Origin of the sequence: Lunatimonas lonarensis, from assembly GCF_000390185.1 — a bacterium.
GTDB classification, from domain to species: domain Bacteria; phylum Bacteroidota; class Bacteroidia; order Cytophagales; family Cyclobacteriaceae; genus Lunatimonas; species Lunatimonas lonarensis.
In genome coordinates this window covers 65,087-85,583 of sequence record NZ_AQHR01000073.1, presented here as the reverse complement: position 1 = coordinate 85,583, position 20,497 = coordinate 65,087, and the positions used below count along the sequence as shown (strand labels likewise).

Genomic DNA, 20,497 nt, shown 5'->3' with positions numbered 1-20,497 from the left:
CTTGGCCAATGGAGTTCCTTAGCCTTGGTTTCCCATCTTTCCTTTATTTTCCAGCTTGGCGAAAGAAGGGTCAACCATCAAAACAATGCTCCAGGTACTCTTCCAAAAAGGCAAGGGTTTCGTTTGGTCTTTCGAACATGCCCATGTGCCCGGTATCTGCTAGCTCTAGGTAGAAGTCAACCCATTTTTTGTGTTTTCGACTGTTCTCTACAGAGATGGCCGTATCCAACGCTCCTGCAATCATTGCCTTGGAGAGGGTTTGGGTTGTAAGCACCTCGATCCGCTCCGGACGATCACGCATGGCCCTGGTATAAGCCATCAACACCTCTACCGGGATCTTGTTGGCGCGGTCGATCAGCTGTTCGATGGAATCTTTTAGGGTTTCCCGTTTATCTTCGGCAAAAAGCTGTGGCACAAAGGACTCCACAAATGGCTTGGTGCCATATTTTTCGAAAAAGGTCAGGGTTTTGTTTCTGGTTTTTATTTTCTCTTCGTCATCTGCCAGTGCGGTAGAATGGAAAAGACAGAGGCCACTTAGCCCGGTTTCCATCCTTTCAGCCAACGCGAGAGCAACATAGCCCCCCAAGGAATGGCCGATAACCACCGGATTGACAATATTATTCTCGCTCAGCGAGGATTTGACGGCCTTCGCAACTTCGTCGATCGATAGGGAAGTGCCTTTAAGGATTGATTCACCAAAACCCGGTAGGTCTATGCTGGAAACCCGGTACCTAGCGGATAGTGTGTACTGGAATCGCTCCCACATTTCCTTGGTTTCGCAAAAACCGTGGATCAATACCACGTCTCTTCCGCTTCCACTGGTGTGATAGGCGATATCAGGCATATTTCATCAGGAGATTTAACATTTCACGGTCTAGTTTTTCCCCGTACCAGTCTTCATAGGCAATATCTGTTCTTCCCGAATTGAGCACACCGAAGGTTCCGGAAAACTCCCAAATCCCAAACCCAATTCCGTTTTCGTGCAATATGTCCAGTACGTCGCCAAACCATGCCAAAAATACCTTGTGCGGGGTTTTATTATAGCATCCACATTCTCCGCAGTGGACTCCCACGCCCTTTTTGAGCAATTCTATCCAGGGAGCATAGTGTTTTTCCAATTGCTCCCTACCATAGTAGGTGTTGTTGTGGGCTGCGGGCCAGCTTGGATCCGGGAGGGAATCGGGATCTTTGTACACCCAGGAGGCTTTGTGGTGGGAAATATGCATCGGGAAGTATCCGCGGCAGCTTTGATGTAGGTCAAGATCCGCAAGTTCCGGCACCGCAATGCCTCCGCCTCCGTTTCCGTCGGCGATCACCAGGCGCTTTTTGTTTATTCCTTTGATTGTCGCCAATGCCGCTTTGGCAACCTTCCGGTATTCTTCCACCGGGACAGGCCCCCCCGGCGAATGCTGATCGTTGGGATCCTGACGCTTGTAGGGCTCGTTCACCAAATCAAAGCTCAGTTTTTTGGAGGAGATGTTTTTGTAGCGTTTTGACCACATTTCCCAATGGGCGCAGAATGCTTCCAGGGCTTCGTCATCCTCCCAGAGGTTATAGGGCTCAATAAAACCGGCATTGATACAAAAACCTGGTGCCCGGTGTAGATTTAGACTGACGTGCAGCCCGTATTTGTGGCTGAGGTCAACCAATCGGTCAATCTCTTCCAGCCGCTCCTCATCGAAGTTTAGTACTTCGTCCGGCCGGATTGGCTTGGTCCGATCAAAATTTAGATAACTGGGATAGGACATGGGAATACGGACAAAGTCGAACCCCCAGTCTGCCATCCATCGGAGGTATTCTTCTTTGTTTTTTCGCCCGCGCTCCATTTCAGGCGAAAAAAAATCCAATAGGTTAAATCCTCGCCATTTTGGAAGCTTATTCTTGGTTTTTTTTGGTGCAAAAGCAGCTGAATGATCCATTAGCCCCAACCCCAACGAGGTCGTGGCCAGGGTAGCTTTTTTTAAAAAGCTTCTTCGGTTATTGGGTTCCATGGCGAATTAGGTTTGGTTAAACACACAAGCGAAGCCAAGTTAAAAAATTATTGCCAAATCCCCTATGGGAAACTACACGCGATTCATTTACATGACTGCTTTGAAGTAGGGATGTTTCAGTAGGGGATGGCGACCGAAGCCAACATCTTCCTGACCGTAGCAGCTATTCCCTTTGCGTCAAACCCACATTCCGCATGCAACTGCTCCTGTTCCCCATGTTCCACTACCCGATCTGGTATCCCAAGACGAACTACCTGGCTATGGTATTCGTGATCGGCCATCCACTCCAGCACGGCCGAACCAAATCCCCCCATCAGGCAACCATCCTCTACGGTTATTATTTTCTTGAACTTTCCAAAAACCTCGTGTAGGAGCGATTCATCCAAGGGTTTTACGAAACGCATATCGTAATGCGCGGGAACAATTCCGTCTTTCGTCAGCATTTCAGTAGCCTGGGTTACGTAGTTCCCAATGTGACCGATGGTAAGAATGGCGACGTCTTCACCCTCTTGTACGCATCTTCCCTTTCCGACGGGGATCTCTTCCAAAGGTGTTTTCCAGTCTGTCATTACACCCTGACCCCTGGGATACCGAATGGAATATGGCCCATTGAACTGGGTAGCTGAATACATCAGGTTTCGGAGTTCCTGTTCATTCATAGGCGAACTCACCACAAGATTCGGTACGCACCTAAAAAAGGCCAAATCATAGGCACCGTGGTGGGTAGGCCCATCCGCCCCTGCAAACCCCGCCCTGTCCAAACAAAATATAACGGGCAGTTCCTGTAGGCACACATCGTGGATTACCTGATCATAGGCCCGTTGCATAAACGTACTGTATATATTGCAAAACGGCTTGAGACCTTGCGTTGCCAAGCCAGCTGAAAAGGTGACGGCATGTTGTTCGGCAATTCCTACATCGAATGAACGGTCTGGAAAAGCATCCATCATGATGTTCATGGACGATCCCGACGGCATGGCAGGAGTTACACCTACCACCTTATCGTCCATTTTGGCCAATTCTACCAGCGTATGGCCAAAGACATCCTGATATTTGGGGGGTTGGGGAGTTTGATGGACTTTCTTGGCGATTACTCCGGTGATCTTGTCGAATTTTCCGGGGGCATGCCATTTCGTTTGATCCTTTTCGGCAGGGCCATATCCTTTTCCCTTTACCGTTACGCAGTGCAGTATTTTAGGACCCTGTATATGCTTGAGATCATTTAGGATCTCTACCAGGTGGTTTACATCGTGGCCATCTACTGGGCCAAAGTAACGCAGGTTCAGTGATTCGAATAGATTGCTTTGGTTCAGGAGTGCCGATTTTACGGCACCCTCCACCTTGGATACCACGTCTTGCGCACTGAAGCCAAACTTACTGACTTTTCCCAATAGGTTCCAGACTTCATCTTTTACCCGGTTATAGGTGCGGGAGGTGGTGATGTCGGTGAGGTAATCTTTTAGCGCACCTACATTGGGATCTATCGACATGCAGTTATCATTCAGGATGATGATCAGGTTGCTGTCCGAAACACCGGCATGGTTCATGGCTTCGAAGGCCATTCCACCGGTGAGAGCACCATCCCCAATAACTGCAACGTGTTGCCTGTTTAGCTCATTTTTGTATTTTGAAGCCATCGCCATTCCCAGTGCCGCAGAGATGGAGGTGCTGGAATGTCCTACCCCAAACGAATCATAGGGGCTCTCTTTTCGCTTGGGAAAACCCGACAGGCCATTATATACCCGGTTGGTGTGAAACCGGTCTCGTCGGCCGGTCAATATCTTGTGTCCATAGGCTTGGTGCCCTACATCCCAGATCAATTGGTCATCCGGGGTATTCAACACATAGTGCAACGCTACGGTCAATTCCACTACGCCCAGCCCAGCTCCAAAATGCCCTCCGTAAACGGATACCTGATCGATGATGAACTGGCGAAGTTCATCACATATTTGTACCAACTGATCCTTTCCGAACTTCTTAAGGTCTTCGGGAGTTTGTATTTGAGCTAGGAGCGGTCCAGGTTGAATCTGCATATTGAGCGTGTCTTTGTAAAAATAGTAAACTTCAATCGCCTGTTAATGTTTTACTATACCTGTAAAAGGCCTCTTATCTCTCGCAAATGTGGTTATTTAATTTGACTTAAGCAGATTTAGCGAGATTGTAATATCTTTGAGCTTAAATATACGCACAAAATTAGCAATTTATTATCGTATCCAGTGAGTTTTGAAATCAAATTGCCGCTTTTTGAGGGACCCTTTGATCTGATGCTGTTCTTTATTGAGCGGGATGAGCTGGATATTTATGACATTCCCATTTCTAAGATTACCCAGGATTTCCTCGACTACATCCATGAAATGGAGAAAATGGAAATTGAAGTGGCCAGCGAGTTCATCCTGTTTGCGGCCACACTGATGAAGATCAAGTCAAAGATGCTGCTTCCCAGACCCGACCTCAACGAAGACGGTGAAGAAATCGACCCACGGGAAGATTTGATCAGGCATCTTTTGGAGTATAAAAAATACAAATCGGTGGTTGGGGAACTGGCGGACCTAGAGGGGGTCAGACTGGCAAAATGGCGAAGGGGAAATGTGCTTCCAGAGCTGAAAAAACTTGCCAAGGTGGATGACTTAGACGCAGAAATGCAGGATTTGGATCTATACAGGTTATTGAAGGTTTACCAACGCCTCATGCTGAAGTATGCTGCGAGGGCGGACGATGTCAAACATACCGTCATCCAGTATCCCTATACCATCGAACAGCAAAAAAACCTGGTCATCGATAAGCTGATGCAACAGGCACGTATCCCGTTCAGCGAGTTTATCGAGATGAAGCCGGATAAGATATTCGTGATCTACACATTTTTGGCGATTTTGGAGTTGTTGCAGCTTTCTCTGGTGACCATCACGATCGGCGAGGGATTCAATAATTTTTGGGTCGAAAAGCTAGAGGCCATTCCTGCGTGATATCCTATGAAAATGGACAATAAGGAAATTTTCAAGACACTCAACCCCAACAAAGTATGGGTACCTGTATTTATTGGGTTGCTCATCGTGTTCCTGATGTTCTATTTCGATCCGAATGTGAATGCGCAGACGTTGAGGGGTGTTTTTGATGCGTCGGCTTCCTTTTTACTGTTGGCGGTATTTTTCATTTTTCTTCGGGATGCTGGGTATGTATATCGGATTCGTGAGATTACCGATAAGCATTTGACCTGGTCTCGATCGATCTACGTCATAATCCTTTGGGAATTTGCATCGGCGGTCACCCCCTCCATCGTGGGCGGAACGGCAGTGGCCGTATTTATCCTCCATAAGGAGGGAATTCCCTTGGGCAAAGCGTTGGCATTCACGATGCTTACCGCTATCATGGATAATCTATTTTTCGTCCTTGGAGCACCGTTGATTCTTTTCTTTGCTCAGGGCTATATATTTCCCGAAAGCCGGGTACTGGAGATGCGCTTGGGAAATAGCCTGCAATTCTTGTTCTGGGTAAGTTATGGGCTCTATGCGGTTTATTCCCTCTTGATGGCGTTGGCACTGTTTTATCGTCCCCGTGTGTTCAAATGGATTTTGCTCCGCCTGTTTTCCATTAAGTGGCTTCGAAAATGGAAGTACAACGCCCATCAATACGGTGATCAGATCATCGAGGCATCGCGGGAGCTGAAGGGCAAAAAACTGAAATACTGGTTGGTTATTATCTTCTCCACCGTATTTATTTGGTCGGCAAGGTACCTTATGCTGAACGCGCTGATTTCAGCGTACGAGGTGTTGGGGGCCTTTGAACACGTGGTAGTTTTTGCCCGACAGATCATCATGTGGATCGTGATGATGATATCGCCTACCCCAGGAAGCAGCGGTACGGCGGAGTTTTTCTTTTCCCAGTTTTTCAAGGAATTTTTGGGGGGATATACCTTTGTGACCAGTATTCTGTGGAGAATGTTTTCCTATTATCCCTACCTCATATTGGGGGCGATATTCCTGCCCAGATGGATCAAGCAGGTGTTTTTTTCCAAGAAAAAAGACGGTAAAACGAAAAAGGACGGAAGAAAAGGCAAGTGACCCCTTGGTGCCAATCGAATCGGTAAGGTGCCCCAAGTTTTTTATACAGGGGTTAACGATCGAATTGAGAAATACGCCAAATTGAGGTGGCTTGAGCTGACATCCATTGTTGTGTTTGATCGATTCGAGAAGTGTCCCAAAAATAATTTTCTTCTGCAACTCTTCTCACATGGTGAAATTCGCTGTTTTGGTAGATGATTCGTTTTTGATCAAATCCCTGGTTTCCAATCTCCCTATTTTGCCCCGTAAGTAACAAACAAAGGTTACCGAGGCGATACACAAACATTTCATGATCCAGGTCGCTGATCTGACTCCAGTTATCCGATAGATTCTCCGGCATGATATGCTCAAGATTGAAACGATCACTATCTATGTCAAGTTCATTACCACTTAAATGCTGCTCCAGTTTAACAAGGATATATCTAGCGACCCTTTTATTGCGTGATTGGGTTGTTTTAAGGATCTTATTGGAAAATGCATGTTTGAAATCTCTATCATGAACGTATAGAGGCCGCAATTCCTCGAGGGAATCCCTACCGCTCAAATTTTGTGATTCGATCTTTTCCGCTAGTTGGTTGTAAATTCTCTCTTGTTCATTGGTTGGATTATTTGAAATTACGTTGTATCGAAATGAAATAATACTGACAGCTTTTAAAAGACTGGTAAATTCTTGAGGCGTAAATTTTCTAAATCCGGCTAAGAGCAGTGGATACACCTGACGAACATTGAACATTCGTAACTCTCCAATAAAATTTCTCTGATCCGTCGTCCATAATTCATCTTCCGGCTTTGAGAGTGCTACATAAGTATCCACATCGGTTTGCATCTTTCGGATCAAATCAAACACCTGTCCTCTTTCCCTTATCTGATCTCGAATCCTTTTGAAAAGTTCTGAATGTCGTAAAAATCGATTACGGCTGTTCCAGTGTGTCCGCAAGAAATCAGGGAAACTTTCGCTTCCAAGTTTGCCGACAAGCTGCTCCCATTGATTTTCCAAATTGGCTAGTTCATGTTCGTCCTGATTCTGAGCGTGAACAACGGAAAATAAATAATTCTTCAGTAGATCTGTAGAAGAAAGCTTAACACCACGTGCATTAAGTGTTTCAAATACCTTGTAAGCATTCAATTCATCGGAAACAGTTATGACTGTAAAGAATAGTTTATCTGTAAGCCTATCGATGAACCCTGCAAGTTCTTCTCCAGTACGAAAACTACTGCCCGTTTGATTTTGCCACCACTCAAAAGCCTTGCGCATTTGATGCTCAGTGGCTTTCAGGTTTCTCCGAGGAGCTTGCTGTAATGGAACTAAATAGTTTTGATATAAATTGTCGTTGTTGCGGTTCAGGTTCAGTTTCGATTTGGCAATCAATGTCACAGGATCTAGGTATCCAATCAATGAATTTCGGAGTTGTTCTTGCCTGCGTTTATTATTTTCCGGCTCCTGACCATTTTCGATTAGTTTTTGGAGGTTGGATAATACCGCGAGCACAATTATGCTTAGCGTTGTTAAGCGTTGCTGCCCATCAATGATGTCGAAATTTTTGCTATCTCGGCTCTGAAGTACTAGATAGCCCATGTAATGGGCAGATTCACCCTCTGGGCTTAGTACATTCTCTATATCCCGCCAAAGATCATCCCATTCCTCATCAGACCAGCTGTAGTCACGTTGAAATCTAGGCACAGAGTAAATCAATCCATTTCCCATCAGCATGCGATAGGTTTGGTTGGCTGTGCTGAAGTTCCCTACTGCCATTTCTCTATTTCTTGACGTTGAAAATTAGTTTTAACAAATCTATTAATTCAATCTTTTTATTTGGGGCATTTTTACGCTTTATATATCAATATTGCCAAAAGACTCGCAAACTGTGAATAGGTTCGAATGAGAGAAATTCCAACGGGTCGGTTCACCTACAAAGGTACTGGATGCTTTTTGCTCTTCAAGCACCCCGCTGATACACACTCTTCCCTCCTCCAAAATAATTGGTATAAATGTGCTGATATACACTGACAGTTTTCAGGCTAACTTCTTCATCAGTATAGACCTCCTGCGGAAGCCAAAGTAAGGTATCGTATATCATGCCTTTGACCTGAGCGGTAATCTGCCTGCTTTCACGCCATCTTTCAATTTTTAGTTTTTCTGCTTTTAGCTTATCGAGTGTTTGTTGAGCGATCTTTTTGACGGCATTCTTTTCTTTTGACCCTAGTTCTTTGCCTTCCCGAAGCAGATCAAATATTGCCAATGTTTCCTGATCCTCCAGGTTTTCTCTTACTGCTCTTTGCTCCTCTTCTGATAAGGAGGCCAAAAAGTCCGTGAGCTTATCAAAGGCTCTAATGGTATTCTCCAGTGACTTGCCATTATTGTATTCGTCAATGATCTCCTTGTAACGCTCATAGAATTCAAGACGCAAAGGATTTTCTTTCAACATCTGCTCGAGCTTTTTTTCAATGGCTTGTTGAAGGTCATAGGTAAGGGTGTTTTTACGTGGGGCTTTTTGGAAGGCTGCTTTAAGCTTTTCAAAATCTAACTTACTCAGGTCTACATAAACATCTTCCCTTGGTTCTGCAACTTGATCTTTTATCAAAACACTTCCGCTGACTACTTCTTGCAGCTGCATCATGACTTCAATTACATCCGCTGTTTTGGTCTTTTGGTTTAACAGTCCGTAAATGGCTTCTATCGCATTGTATTTCTTGACATGAGGCTTTACTTGTTCTTCCGGGTAGAGGGCCTTAAACTTCCTGAAGACATTTCTGGCCATCATCTCAAAGCTCGTTCGCGTAGTTTCATTTAAGTTGACACAATCTCCTGCTTCTTTGATCTTGCCAAGCTTTTGCATGGGTTGAGCGTTGACCAATTCGGATAGCCTGAAGTCCAAACTCAGAAGATACGCCTCCACTTTCCTGATGGATTCTTTTAATTCCACTTCCAGGCTTGCCAGTTCCTCCACGGGCTTACTTGGTTTACCATCCTTAGTTTCTCCGGTCCCTTTTCCTCCTTCACCGTATACGGAATAAGCCTTTTCCAGCTGTTCATAGACATTGCCATAATCAACGATCAGGCCGTTTTCTTTCATATCATCATACACCCGATTTGCTCTGGCGATGGTTTGCATGAGGGTATGGCCCTTGATAGGTTTATCCAAATAGACTGTGGAAACACACTGAGCATCAAATCCTGTAATCCACATGGCACAGACAATGGCTAAGCGGAATGGATTTTCGGGATCTTTGAATTCCTTTTCCAGATTGCGTTCCACCATTTTCAGTCTATGGGTTTCGATGTCCAAACCCATCTTTCGGAACTTGTCCACTTCATTCTGCTCACTGCTGACTATCACGCATACCTCGGTGGATTGGACCTTATCATATTTTCGTTGGAGTTCCTGGACTTCTTGATGATCATTGGATGAATCGATTTGCGCTTGCAGCTCAGCTAGATATTCTGGCCAGTATTTCATCACTAATTGATGCATTCTTACCGCAGTGGGTTTATCTAATGCGACAAACATCGCTTTTCCCTGATAACCTCTTTCATTGAAGTGCCAAACCAAATCCTTTGCTATGGCATCTAATCGTGGCTCTGCGGTCAGGATGGGGTAGTTTTTTTGAAATAAGTAGGTGAGCTTTCTCTTTTGATCATCCTCCAAGCTTTCATCTTCTAAGATTTCAGCCATCTGCTCATCTAGCTCAGGATTGTCAATATTTAATTTTTCTCCACGATTGATGTATTTCAAAGGCAGCGTAGCTTCATCATCAATGGCCCGTTTGAAGTCATAGACGGAGACATACTCACCAAAAATATTCTTGGTCAATTCCTCCTCGTCTTTGATGATTGGCGTGCCGGTGAAACCTAAAAAGGAAGCATTCGGCAACCCATGAAAACGCATGTTTCGGGCATAAGTCCCCCCTTGGGTACGGTGCGCTTCATCAGAGATTACAATTACATTTTTTCTATTGGTGATTAAGGGGTATTCGCTTTCTTTCTCCGGGTCTATCGAAAACTTATGGATCAGACTGAATACATATTTGTGATTTTGGGCCAACAATTCCCGCAGATGCTCTCTCCCTGTCATCCCCGATTTATTGCCCGCTACAATGCTTTTATCATTGACCACCCCAACTCCTGAGAAAGTATCATACAATTGATTCTCTAACTCTTGCCTGTCTACTGCAATCAAGAAGGTATATGAGCCCCCAAGTTTTCTATGGATCTTTTCACAGAGAAAGACCATGGAGTAAGATTTGCCACTGCCTTGTGTATGCCAAAACACCCCCAATTTACCATTCAAGCTTTCGATGTTCTGAACATTGCCTATGACCTTGTTTACGCCTATGTACTGATGGTTTTTTGCCATAAGTTTCATGACATCGCCTCTAGATTCATCAAAAAGCAAAAAGTTTTCAAATAGATCCATCAGGCGATGGGGTGCGCAAGTACCCCGAAGCATACTGTCGAGGCTCACCAATCCCTCCTCGTCTTCTTCAATCCTTTTCCAATCCAGGAAATACTTATAGGGACTTGTGATAGTACCAACTTTGGCGTCTGTGCCATTACTGAGGATGATAAAAGCATTGCAATCAAACACATGAGGAATAGTGTCCTTGTAATCCTTTAAGTTATCATTGTAGGCATTCTGCAAATCATGTAAATGGGCTTTGAGCTCCAAAAACACTAAGGGAATCCCATTGACGAAACAGATGACATCCGGCCTTCTGAGATACAGCTCGCCGAGCACCTCAAACTGTCGAACTGCCAAAAAATGATTGTACTGGTAATCATTGAAATCGAATACCTTGAGTCTCTTTTGGATTAATTCTCCCTTATCATTGGTAAAACTAACGGGCACTCCATTTTTTAACAACTCGTATTTCCCTTTATTGATCTTTCCGGGTGATTGGTCGGCTACTTTTTGGGAAATCTGTTCGATTGCTTGCTTATAGGCCAAGGAGGGCAAATCAGGATTAAGTTTAACCAAGGCTGCCTTCAAGTATCTTGTCAGGATCACTTCTGACTTGTTGTCTCTTCCCAAGAGTCCATCTTCGCCAAACTTCTCCTTTTTCCAAGCCGTCACTACCTCCCAGCCCAACTCCTCCAACACTTGCTGTGTGGCTTCTTCGATCAATCCATCTTCTGAATATTCATAGCTCATATTTCAAAAATTAAACTGCCCAAAAATTAATTATATCTCAAATGTTTATGTACAAGTCCTGTACAGGTAATAAGCTTAAACGAAAAAGAGTCAGTCCTGAATTTGTTTCTCAGTAAAACCTCACTCTGATTCTTGGTCTGAATAGCAAGATCAAGCTTTCCTTGGAACGCAAATGATCGGTTCGCCCAATTGTGCCTGTAACTTGGCTATCGAGCGAAGGGTAAAATTATGGTCACCATTCAGCCACTTGCTTATTTCGGAGGGATTTTTCCCTATGCTTTCAGCAAGTTCTTTTTGCGTGTAGCCTTTTTCAGCAATCAACTCATTGATGCGGAGCACAATGTCTGAGTATAGGGAAACAAACTCCTTTGTTTCTATTGAGGTCTTGTCGAGTAGTTTTTGTGCGGTCTTACTTCTCATAGCTGTGTATTTTTTTAAACCAACCTATTTACTTATAAGTTAATTTCCAAATTTGATTCACTTTTAAGTTAATTTTGGTGTAATCCTAAATCTCGCAAACCTGTCAGGTTTATATTGCTATTCGACTAACAATAAGCGTTAAGTGGACGAAACCTGACAGGTTTTTACCCCGATTAATCAGCTGATTAACGGGTGATGTCGCGTATTTTAATTCATCTTCGGTATTTTGGTGGAATACCTAGCCTCCGGCTCCGCCGCCACCATCATCTCCTCTCTTTCTTCTAATCCAAAAGCCGAAAGATCCAAAGCATCAACATCTATCATCCCTGTCATCAAACGGGGAAGCAGGATATCTCGGGCTTCTTTGAGGAGTTGATTTTGAGCTAACAGATCTTCAATAATCAAAAAGTTAGGTTTAAAATCTTTTTCAAACTTTTCTTGAAGGTGTTTAGAAGGCAAGGTAATTTGTAGATTTCCTAAATCTATTTTTGACAATTCTATTTGATTTGTTGATCCTTTACCCATTTTTTCAATTAAAGGCTGATTTAATTCTAGCAGTCGTCCTAAGAAAATGTTCGAAATTTTTTCTTTTGCTCTTACAATAGTCACGTGAGAGTCAACAGTTATTTTATTTTTAGGAGATATCATTTGAGCTACACGGCCCAATGTTCCAGTTCCAGTTGAATTCACTAAAATATCAAAAGGCTTAACAAGTTTATCTGGGCTAATTTTTTTAGAGTTACACGTAAAACGGCATAATTCGGTATCAATTCGATTATTTCTAATACACTTTTGATTGATAACTGAAATGCCGTCATTTTCAACATATTTTGGACTAATCCCGCGTCCAATAAAGCTGCAAATATTTATCAGTTCAATTCTCTCCCACCCCTCCGGCAATCCCGTCTCTTCATTGATAGGCGTACTTTCGTACCCCGGGAATTTCATGCGGACAAACCACTCCTCATAGGTGAGTTTGGCTTTTTCTTCCAGTAGCTTGATCCGCCTAAGGTTGTTTTCGATCAGGTCATCATAGGCCGAAAGGATAGCGGCTATTTTGCGTTGGGTTGGGAGAGGGGGAAGTTTAAGTTTTATTTTTTTTGAGTCTGGCACCTTCATATGTTCAACTGTAGAACCGGACCCAAAAGCTTTTATGCTTGCTTGGCTAAAAGGGGAAATCAAAGAATAATATAAAAAACGACCATCACATACCATTTCATTTGACCGATACAAAACAGTTCTCTGCCCAAGAAATACAAGCTCATTAGTTTTTAATAATCCAACTTCTCCGAGTGGGGCTTCTCTTGTTAGAATTATGTCACCTTTTTTTGGAACCAAACGTCTTGTCCATTTCTTGTAAGTAGGTTCATCAACATAAAATACATTGTCTAAATCAATACGACCATGACGAACATTCGAAGTCCGAATCATCTTAAAAGGTGTTACATAGTCTACCTTCGGGGCTGTTCTATTAAGACAATCCACAATTTCATTACAGACTTCTTCTATTTCAACAACTTTCCAGGCCATACTCATAACTCAAGCGATTGAATTTGAGACATCAACCTATTGGCTTCTTGATTTAAATCCGCCAACTCCGAATGAATCTCCTTTATCCTCCCTTGATAATCGAAGTCCATATCAAGTTCTATACTCACACCCACATAGCGCCCAGGCGTCAAACTGTAATCCTGCTCGATGATTTCTTCCAAATCCACTACCTTGCAGAGACCTTCTACGTCACGGTATTGGCCATCGGGGAAGTGTTCGTTAAACCATTCGTTATCTCGACTAACACCTAGTTCGTCCCCTCGGAAGGCATTGATCAGAGCGGTCAATCCTTCAAGTTGTTCCTCAGAAAAGTCATTGATCGTGGTGGTTACTTTACGATACACATTTCTTGCATCGATCATCAGGATCTTGTTCTTGTTTTCGGGCTTCTTGCCCTTGTTGTAAAACCACAAGTGGCAAGGCAAGCTTCGGGTATAGAAGAAGTTGTTGCCTACCGACACGATGCATTCCACATGACCTGTTTCGATCAGTTTTTGACGGATCAGTTTTTCTGCATTCCCTGCATCAGTAGCAGAGGAAGCCATGACAAAGCCCGCTCTTCCTGTTTCATTCAAGTAGGAATAGAAATACTGCGCCCAGAGGTAATTCCCATTGCCAATCGTACCCTTTCCGGTCAAAGGTGCCCCAAAGGGCAGGCGATCATCTTCGGTCAGGAATTTATTTTTGGCATCCACTCGATCCACATTGAAGGGAGGATTCGCCATCACAAAATCACACTTTCCGGTCAGGTTGAAGGGATTGGTGTAGAAGCTGTTGCTTTCCATGATCTTTCCTTCGATGCCATGGATGGCCAAGTTCATTTTTGCCAGCTTGGCATTGTTGCTTTTCAATTCGGTGCCATAGACGGTGATGGCCTCGTTGACGCTCCTGTTGGGGTCATGGTCTTTGATAAAATGGGCCGTCTGCACAAACATCCCACCCGAACCACAAGCCGGGTCATGGATAATCCCATGATTGGGCTGAATAAAGTTGATGATCAGATTCACCAAAGAAGGAGGCGTAAAGAATTCTCCACCTTCCTGTGCACCCGCACCCTGCATGGAAAACTTCATCAGGAAGAATTCATAGATGCGACCAAATACATCTCCTTTGGCATTTTTGACCGCATCCGAGTTAAACACCCGTATCAGGTCTCTCAATAGCTTCGCATCAAACTCCTGATAGCTTTTTGGAAGAATACCCGCGAGATCAGGATATTCTGCCTCGATCAGCTTCATGGCGTTGTTGATGGCTTCGGCGATATCTACACTTTCTGGTAGATCAACCAGGTAATCGTATTTAGCTTGCTCGGGTAGCATGATTGCTCCCGCAGCGGCAAAATCATCTTTGGTAGCTTGTCGTTTTTCTCCCGTGCGGGGATTGATAGCTAAGTTCTTCTCCACTTGGACTTTGGCATCCTCATAGCGGTTTTGTGCAAAGCGAAGGAGAACCAAACCCAGTAGCGGGTCTTTGTATTCGGCTGCGGTTAATTTGGAATTGCCACGGAGTTCATCTGCTGCATCCCAGAGTTCTTTCTCCAGGTTTTTAATATCTGATTGCGTCATGTTTTGTGAAACAGTGAAAAATTATAGATGGAAAAGTTAGTTTGATTAGTTGACTTAACCAAGAGAAATCCGGAAGAACGGGGGGGTAATCAAATTCAGGCTAACGGCAACCGACCATCAAAGCTTGCCCACTACTACTTCTGCCAATCCCAAGGATAGCGTCATGCCGGCACCACCGAGCCCATTTAGTATCCAAACACCGGGCTCCAGTTCCGAGAAATAATAGCGGCTTCCGTCCCTCGGCTTGGCATAGATGCCATGCCAAGTCTGTAGCACCTTGGGGCTGGCGATGTTCAGCCGAGTTAATAGGTAATCAAACACTTCCTGGTTGATCGCCATATCGTCAAACGGAGACAGGTTATCGCCGTACTGATGGGTATCTCCGATGGTGACTTCCCCGGCGGCATTTTGTGCTGCCATGACATGCACGCCCCACTTTACAAAGTTCGGGTAGAGATGAGCGAGTTCAGAGGCTAGCGCGCTAATGGATGGAGCTACCTGAAAGGTTGGATAATGAACCAGACTAAGGCCAAAAGCCAGGGGAGTGGGCAGTTGCCAACTTGTGGGCTGGGGAGGGGTCCGCATCATTTGAAGCTTGCAGTTGACCAGCGGAAATTCCTTCCCATTCGGTGTTGGCAGCATATTCCAATCGGAGCCCGTGCAGAGAAACAATACATCTGCCTGCCAAAACCTTTTGCCGGCGTATACGCGGTTTTGATGAATGTCGGTAACCGGCGTGTTCCAATGAAAGTCAACATCCTTTTGTTCTTCAAAGTACCGGGTTAGTTTTTGGATAGCCTCCCTGGGATCCATCAGCATTTCTTCGGCAGACCACAGTGCGCCCCGCAATCCAACGCGGTTTATGGAGGGGATCCTATTTACTACTACGTCGGGCGACAGATAGGAGGCCGATCGCTCGGAAGCCGCGCATTGAATGTACTCATGCATCACGGCTGCTTCCAAATCGGTGTAGGCAAGGTGCAGGGAACCGGTTTCCTGTAGCCAAAAACCGGCTTTTTCACGAAGTGAACGCCAGATGTGCCTGGATCGATGGGCCAGTTCCAAGCCCTCGCCGGAAGGCTGTCCAATCGGCCAAAACATGCCAAAATTCCGGATGGATGCACCCTGCGGACGGCTTGACTTTTCTAATACCGTAACATGGAAACCAGCACGGTGTAGTGCCCTGGTTAGGGAGATGCCCACTATACCGGCACCTACGACGACAGCAGATTTTTTTGAAACCATACCTTTATTTGTAAGAAGATCTAATTATACCGGTTGTTTGCAGACAAGGAATTTCCTGGACAAGGCACCTTTTTTCGTCTAGCGGGCAACCGGATCCGCAACCTTCGATGCTGTCGCCATCGACTCACTTTTTGTCAGTTTACGGAAGATATAGAGGGCGTTGAAGAACATACACATCACCCCTAAACTGAGCATAATCAATAGGCTGTTGCTGTAAAAATTCAACCAGCTGAGGTCTTGGATATTTCCAAACTGCTTGAACACCATCACGCCCGCGGATCCCAAATAACCGAAACTGTCGATCAGGTACATTAGGTATCCCACCGTTCCGGCGTACTTAAAGGCCGCTAGGAGACGATCAAAGAGGAGGCAATTGAAAGGGATGTAGGCCATGTATATCCCGGTTCCTGTGGCTACCACCCACCAGAACGGATCCAGCAGGGATGCCTGTACCATTACGGTAGTGGCCACACAGAGCACCAATCCGCCAATGATGATACCATGATATAGAAAGAGTGCCTTTCGGTTGTTTTTTACCAGCACCAGTAGGCTCATCATCAGCAGGAGCACCAAGGTAATGGGTATTTCGGTTTGGGTAAGGAGTTCGGGGTGTACCGGAAAATGAAGTCCTTCCCAAATTTCAACGGCAAAGTTATCGCGAATATCCCTCAATGCCGTAAGCATCATGTAAACCAGTATCAAGAGGATGATGCCCGGACGGAAGTGCCGGAAAAAAGCCCGTCGCTCCTGTTTGGACATGGGCAGGCGGGCAGTTTTCAGGGCGATGTCGTCCCCGCTTGGATCGGGGGTTTGATTTAGCATCAGGACGGCAAATGCGAGCAGGGGCATAAACAATGCGCCCGTCCAAAAGGGCATCCAATAGGGATCTACCTGTAGGTTGTCCAGGAGGAATTTTCCGACGGTCTTTACAAAGCCAGACGAAAACACAAAACTGACCGCCAGTATGCTGCCCATCATCTCCGTAAACCGTCTTCCCTCCAAGTAGTGGAACACCAAGCCCCAAATAAGCCCCAAGGGGAACCCATTGACCACAAAACACACGATGTTCAGTGGTGCGGGAAGCACGGCAAAGCCAAGCAAAGCCAGCCAGGCCACGCTGATCAATCCCAAAATAAGCACCGCCCGACGTTCTTTGGTGAGTTCAGAGATCATTTTGATCCCGTAAAATTTACTGGCCATATAACCCAAGGTCTGGGCGAGAATCAACCATACCTTTATATCCATGCCCAAGAAAACCTCACCCTCAAAGGTGGCTGCGGCAAAGGGTTTCCGAAAGGCATACATGCTGCTGTAGGTCAAGAAAGCCATGCATGCGGCAAAGAGACTCATGGCGAAGGGCCCGCTGGAGGCAAGTTTTTTGGAAACGTAGGGAATACGGAGCATGTAGGGGTTTAATTACGCTAAAAATAGATAAACAAACCGAAATGCAGGGTTCGTGAAAGTAAATTTATTGTTATTTTTAGCAGATATTCCGGGTCTTTACCTGCGTTGCCGAAACGAGTGATTTCGTTGATCCAGGTTGTTTCTCAAATTATATTGGCACCGGCACTACATCAAAAGTTACCTGTTATGATCAAAAAGGATTATGCCGGCCTCGGTAAGGAAGAGCGGATTCAGGAAGCCTTCAAATTGTATGAGTCCTTCGGGGACGCTGATTACATAGGCGAGCCCGTATCTCAGATGGAACATATGTGCCAAGCGGCGCAGTTGGCAGAAAGTGAAGGATACGATGAGTCGGTCATCCTGGCGGCGTTTTTTCACGATATAGGCCATTTGTTTGCCCAGCAGGAAAAACTGGAGGAAATGGATGGGTTTGGCGTGTTGGACCATGAAAAAATCGGTGCGGATTTTTTGCGGGATTTGGGGTTTCCGGAATTGATGGCCAAGTTGGTGGAAAGCCACGTACAAGCGAAGCGCTACCTTACGTTCAAATATCCTGCGTATTACGAAAAGTTGTCTGAAGCCAGCAAGCAAACCCTCCGCTTTCAAGGTGGTGTGATGACAGCTGCCGAAGCGGCTGAATTTGAATCCGACCCGGATCATCACCTAATTCTCAAGATGAGGGAGTGGGATGAGAGGGCCAAGGAAACGTCGGTACCAGTACCGGATCTAAGTGGCTACAAGTCCATGGCCCGAAACATCTTATCTTCCAATTAGCCTCCTGCCCGAAAGCGGTAAGCTTTGCTGGGTATAAAACAAGCAGTTTATGAAATCCACCCTAATCTTCGGCTTTGGATGTTTGATGGCCATTGCCTGCAACAGCCCCCAAGTGGAACGGGGCGAAGGGGTCGGCATGCTTTCCAGTACTCCCGGCTACGTTGTTCCGACATTTGAAGACAGTGCTTCGTTTTATCGGCTCACAGAAGCTTATCCCGTTGTGGAGCGGATGTTTTTTGATTTCGCGGAGCAAAATCACTATCCTGCCCTAAGTTTTGGGGTTATAGCAGGTGGAACCCTTCAGTACAGCGGCAGCCAAGGGGTTGCCGACATCGAAACAGGAAGGTTGGCAACAAACAAAACCCTGTACCGCATCGCATCCATGAGCAAGAGTTTTACCGCTATGGCGATACTGAAGCTGCGGGACGAAGGGAAATTGAACCTACTCGATCCCGTAGCCAAGTACCTACCGGAAATGAAGCTCGCAGGGAGGCTTACCACCGATGCGCCGGAGATCAACCTTCAGCATTTGTTGACCATGTCGGCGGGTTTTCCGGAGGATAACCCGTGGGGGGATCGGCAGTTGGATGTTTCCGATGAACAGCTGCTGGATCTACTAAGGCAAGGCCTTTCGCTTTCCAATGTGCCGGGTACAACCTATGAGTACAGTAATTTGGGCTATGCCCTTTTGGGAAAGGTCATACATGTGGTGAGTGGAAGAACCTATCAGCGGTATATTACGGAAGAAATCCTGATTCCATTGGGTATGCATGACACCAAATGGGAATACACGGATATCCCCGTCGAGGCATTGGCTTGGGGCTATCGATGGACAGACGGTACATGGGAACCTGAACCCTACCTGCACGATGGGGCCTACGGTGCCATGGGCGGATTGATCAGCTCGATTGATGACTTTGCCAAGTACGTGGCGTTTCATCTGGATGCTTGGCCTGCCCGAAACGAGCCGGAGACTGGCCCGGTGAGGCGCAGTTCGCTGCGGGAGATGCACCAACCGGTTCGTTTCAACAACCTGCTTCCCAATGCCACCACCCCTGGTGGTGAAGCTTGTGCGTCTGCCACGGCTTATGGCTATGGATTGAGTTGGCTGAAGGATTGTAGAGGAAGGGTGAGGGTTGCCCATAGTGGTGGTTTGCCCGGATTTGGCAGTGAATGGCGGATTTATCCCGAATACGGAATTGGCATAGTTTCCTTCAGCAACCGAACCTATGGTTCACCGGCAGCTTTGAATGCACAGGCACTGGATACCCTTATCGCGCTCGCCGATCTTCGGCCCAGAAAATTGAAAGCATCGCCCTTGCTGGAGGAGCGAAAATCAGCGTTGGTAGCAGTGCTAAAAAATGACTGGCCGGAGGACATGTTGGGGATATTTGCTGATAACTTCTTTTTGGATAGATCCCTTGCTAGCAGAAAGTCCGAGCTGGCAGAGTTGCTGGAGCGGGTGGGGCCGGTTCAACGGGTTTCTGAGATCCAAGCGCTCAATCAGCTGCGAGGCAGTTTTCTTCTGGAATGTACCAACGGGAATATGGAGGTTTATTTCACGTTGAATCCCCAAAAGGAAGGCTTTGTTCAGCAATTGAACCTAACGGTGCGGGGAATTCAATAGATTTTGGAAATAGAAGCCCGGGTGGCCTGCGGCTAGTTACGGTGATGCCATGAATAAGAGAGTAAAGATTCTAAAGACAGAAATTCTGTCGGATGCCTATTACACCTTGAAGAAGGTAAGTTTTTCCTATCGACGGTCAGACGGTAAAGTGGAGATGGTAAGTCGGGAAGTTTTCGAACGGGGCAATGGTGCCGCTTTACTTTTATATCATGAGGTAAAGAACACCGTAATATTGACGAAACAGTTTAGGGTACCGGCCTATCTAAACGGACACGAAAGCGGGTTTTTGATCGAGGTGTGTGCAGGGATGATCGACGAGGGCAATCCTGAGGAGACGATCAAGCGGGAGGCTATGGAGGAGACTGGGTACCAGGTCAGTAACGTCAGAAAGGTATTTGAAGCGTATTCCTCTCCCGGAGCGGTTACCGAAAAGATGCATTTTTTTGTGGCTTCGTATGAAGAGCACATGAAGATGGAGGATGGCGGCGGCAAAGATGATGAACAGGAGGATATTGAGCTCTTGGAGGTTTCTATCGATGAGGCCATGGGAATGGTATATGCTGGCGAGATACAAGACGTCAAAACGATCTTGCTATTGCAGCATTATGCCCTGAAGTTGGCAGGTAGCCCCTCGCCGAAATGGTGAAATCGACCGGCTCTAGCTCCGGTGTGCTGGTTTTGATTGGTTTCGAATTCAAAATATAGTATTTTG

Annotated in this window: 15 protein-coding genes; 5 read left to right on the top strand and 10 right to left on the bottom strand. The window is 45.7% G+C overall.

Translation table 11 applies throughout. The annotated features are described in order from the left end of the window. Nucleotides 1–70: 70 nt before the first annotated feature. From ADIS_RS12290 to dxs, 3 genes are all read right to left on the bottom strand, one after another. On the bottom strand, nt 71–844 hold the full coding sequence (locus ADIS_RS12290; protein ID WP_010854852.1) for an alpha/beta fold hydrolase: 774 nt from the start codon (nt 842–844) through the stop codon (nt 71–73). Beyond that, on the bottom strand, nt 837–1,991 hold the full coding sequence (locus ADIS_RS12285; protein ID WP_010854851.1) for a glycoside hydrolase family 5 protein: 1,155 nt from the start codon (nt 1,989–1,991) through the stop codon (nt 837–839). Before ADIS_RS12285 ends, ADIS_RS12290 begins: the two co-directional genes overlap by 8 nt. Before the next feature lie 116 nt (nt 1,992–2,107). Continuing rightward, nucleotides 2,108–4,024, bottom strand: coding sequence for a 1-deoxy-D-xylulose-5-phosphate synthase (dxs, locus tag ADIS_RS12280; protein WP_010854850.1), 1,917 nt, complete (start codon nt 4,022–4,024; stop codon nt 2,108–2,110). Nucleotides 4,025–4,207: 183 nt separating this feature from the next. Between dxs and ADIS_RS12275 the strand changes: the two genes are divergently transcribed. Both ADIS_RS12275 and ADIS_RS12270 read left to right on the top strand, forming a co-directional pair. Further along, nucleotides 4,208–4,954 (top strand): segregation and condensation protein A, encoded by a 747-nt coding sequence (locus ADIS_RS12275; protein ID WP_010854849.1) that lies wholly within the window; start codon nt 4,208–4,210, stop codon nt 4,952–4,954. A 6-nt stretch (nt 4,955–4,960) separates the two neighbouring features. Next, nucleotides 4,961–6,049 carry a lysylphosphatidylglycerol synthase transmembrane domain-containing protein gene (locus ADIS_RS12270; RefSeq protein WP_010854848.1) on the top strand — a complete coding sequence of 363 codons (1,089 nt, stop codon included), beginning with the start codon at nt 4,961–4,963 and terminating at the stop codon, nt 6,047–6,049. Nucleotides 6,050–6,101: 52 nt separating this feature from the next. On the opposite strand, the gene ADIS_RS12265 is transcribed toward ADIS_RS12270, so the two are convergent. The 7 genes from ADIS_RS12265 to ADIS_RS12235 all read right to left on the bottom strand — a co-directional run bounded on the left by ADIS_RS12265 (nt 6,102) and on the right by ADIS_RS12235 (nt 17,384). Further along, nucleotides 6,102–7,802: a DUF262 domain-containing protein gene (locus ADIS_RS12265; protein ID WP_010854847.1), complete on the bottom strand. Its 1,701-nt coding sequence runs from the start codon at nt 7,800–7,802 to the stop codon at nt 6,102–6,104. Nucleotides 7,803–7,986: 184 nt separating this feature from the next. After that, a complete protein-coding gene (locus ADIS_RS12260) occupies nt 7,987–11,199 on the bottom strand; it encodes a type I restriction endonuclease subunit R (protein ID WP_010854846.1) in 3,213 nt (1,070 codons plus the stop codon). 150 nt (nt 11,200–11,349) lie between these two features. Next, a complete protein-coding gene (locus ADIS_RS12255) occupies nt 11,350–11,619 on the bottom strand; it encodes a helix-turn-helix domain-containing protein (RefSeq protein ID WP_010854845.1) in 270 nt (89 codons plus the stop codon). Nucleotides 11,620–11,826: 207 nt separating this feature from the next. Then, entirely contained in the window at nt 11,827–13,155 is a 1,329-nt protein-coding gene (locus ADIS_RS23155) for a restriction endonuclease subunit S (RefSeq protein WP_010854844.1), read from the bottom strand. Continuing rightward, complete coding sequence (locus tag ADIS_RS12245) at nt 13,152–14,735, bottom strand: type I restriction-modification system subunit M (protein WP_010854843.1); 1,584 nt, start codon at nt 14,733–14,735, stop codon at nt 13,152–13,154. The genes ADIS_RS23155 and ADIS_RS12245 overlap by 4 nt, the downstream gene beginning before the upstream one ends. A 117-nt stretch (nt 14,736–14,852) precedes the next feature. Further along, entirely contained in the window at nt 14,853–15,980 is a 1,128-nt protein-coding gene (locus ADIS_RS12240; RefSeq protein WP_010854842.1) for a TIGR03364 family FAD-dependent oxidoreductase, read from the bottom strand. A gap of 78 nt (nt 15,981–16,058) precedes the next feature. Beyond that, on the bottom strand, nt 16,059–17,384 hold the full coding sequence (locus tag ADIS_RS12235) for a DUF5690 family protein (protein WP_010854841.1): 1,326 nt from the start codon (nt 17,382–17,384) through the stop codon (nt 16,059–16,061). A 186-nt stretch (nt 17,385–17,570) separates the two neighbouring features. Here ADIS_RS12235 and ADIS_RS12230 point away from each other — a divergent pair, with 186 nt between their 5' ends. Genes ADIS_RS12230 through ADIS_RS12220 form a run of 3 tightly spaced genes read left to right on the top strand, consistent with a single transcriptional unit; the run spans nt 17,571 to nt 20,431 of the window. Further along, the gene (locus ADIS_RS12230; protein WP_010854840.1) at nt 17,571–18,158 is read left to right on the top strand and encodes a phosphonate degradation HD-domain oxygenase; all 588 of its coding nucleotides are present in this window, start codon (nt 17,571–17,573) and stop codon (nt 18,156–18,158) included. Between the two features lie 49 nt (nt 18,159–18,207). Beyond that, nucleotides 18,208–19,785, top strand: coding sequence for a serine hydrolase domain-containing protein (locus ADIS_RS12225; protein ID WP_010854839.1), 1,578 nt, complete (start codon nt 18,208–18,210; stop codon nt 19,783–19,785). 49 nt (nt 19,786–19,834) lie between these two features. Next, on the top strand, nt 19,835–20,431 hold the full coding sequence (locus tag ADIS_RS12220) for an NUDIX domain-containing protein (protein WP_010854838.1): 597 nt from the start codon (nt 19,835–19,837) through the stop codon (nt 20,429–20,431). Nucleotides 20,432–20,497: the final 66 nt, after the last annotated feature.

Coding starts and splice junctions, on each gene's coding strand:
- ADIS_RS12255 (WP_010854845.1), bottom strand. CDS start 11,619: ATGAGAAGTAAGACCGCACAAAAACTACTCGACAAGACCTCAATAGAA.
- ADIS_RS12225 (WP_010854839.1), top strand. CDS start 18,208: ATGAAATCCACCCTAATCTTCGGCTTTGGATGTTTGATGGCCATTGCC.
- ADIS_RS12285 (WP_010854851.1), bottom strand. CDS start 1,991: ATGGAACCCAATAACCGAAGAAGCTTTTTAAAAAAAGCTACCCTGGCC.
- ADIS_RS12260 (WP_010854846.1), bottom strand. CDS start 11,199: ATGAGCTATGAATATTCAGAAGATGGATTGATCGAAGAAGCCACACAG.
- ADIS_RS12220 (WP_010854838.1), top strand. CDS start 19,835: ATGAATAAGAGAGTAAAGATTCTAAAGACAGAAATTCTGTCGGATGCC.
- ADIS_RS12230 (WP_010854840.1), top strand. CDS start 17,571: ATGATCAAAAAGGATTATGCCGGCCTCGGTAAGGAAGAGCGGATTCAG.
- dxs (WP_010854850.1), bottom strand. CDS start 4,024: ATGCAGATTCAACCTGGACCGCTCCTAGCTCAAATACAAACTCCCGAA.
- ADIS_RS12265 (WP_010854847.1), bottom strand. CDS start 7,802: ATGGCAGTAGGGAACTTCAGCACAGCCAACCAAACCTATCGCATGCTG.
- ADIS_RS12290 (WP_010854852.1), bottom strand. CDS start 844: ATGCCTGATATCGCCTATCACACCAGTGGAAGCGGAAGAGACGTGGTA.
- ADIS_RS12245 (WP_010854843.1), bottom strand. CDS start 14,735: ATGACGCAATCAGATATTAAAAACCTGGAGAAAGAACTCTGGGATGCA.
- ADIS_RS12240 (WP_010854842.1), bottom strand. CDS start 15,980: ATGGTTTCAAAAAAATCTGCTGTCGTCGTAGGTGCCGGTATAGTGGGC.
- ADIS_RS12270 (WP_010854848.1), top strand. CDS start 4,961: ATGAAAATGGACAATAAGGAAATTTTCAAGACACTCAACCCCAACAAA.
- ADIS_RS12235 (WP_010854841.1), bottom strand. CDS start 17,384: ATGCTCCGTATTCCCTACGTTTCCAAAAAACTTGCCTCCAGCGGGCCC.
- ADIS_RS23155 (WP_010854844.1), bottom strand. CDS start 13,155: ATGAGTATGGCCTGGAAAGTTGTTGAAATAGAAGAAGTCTGTAATGAA.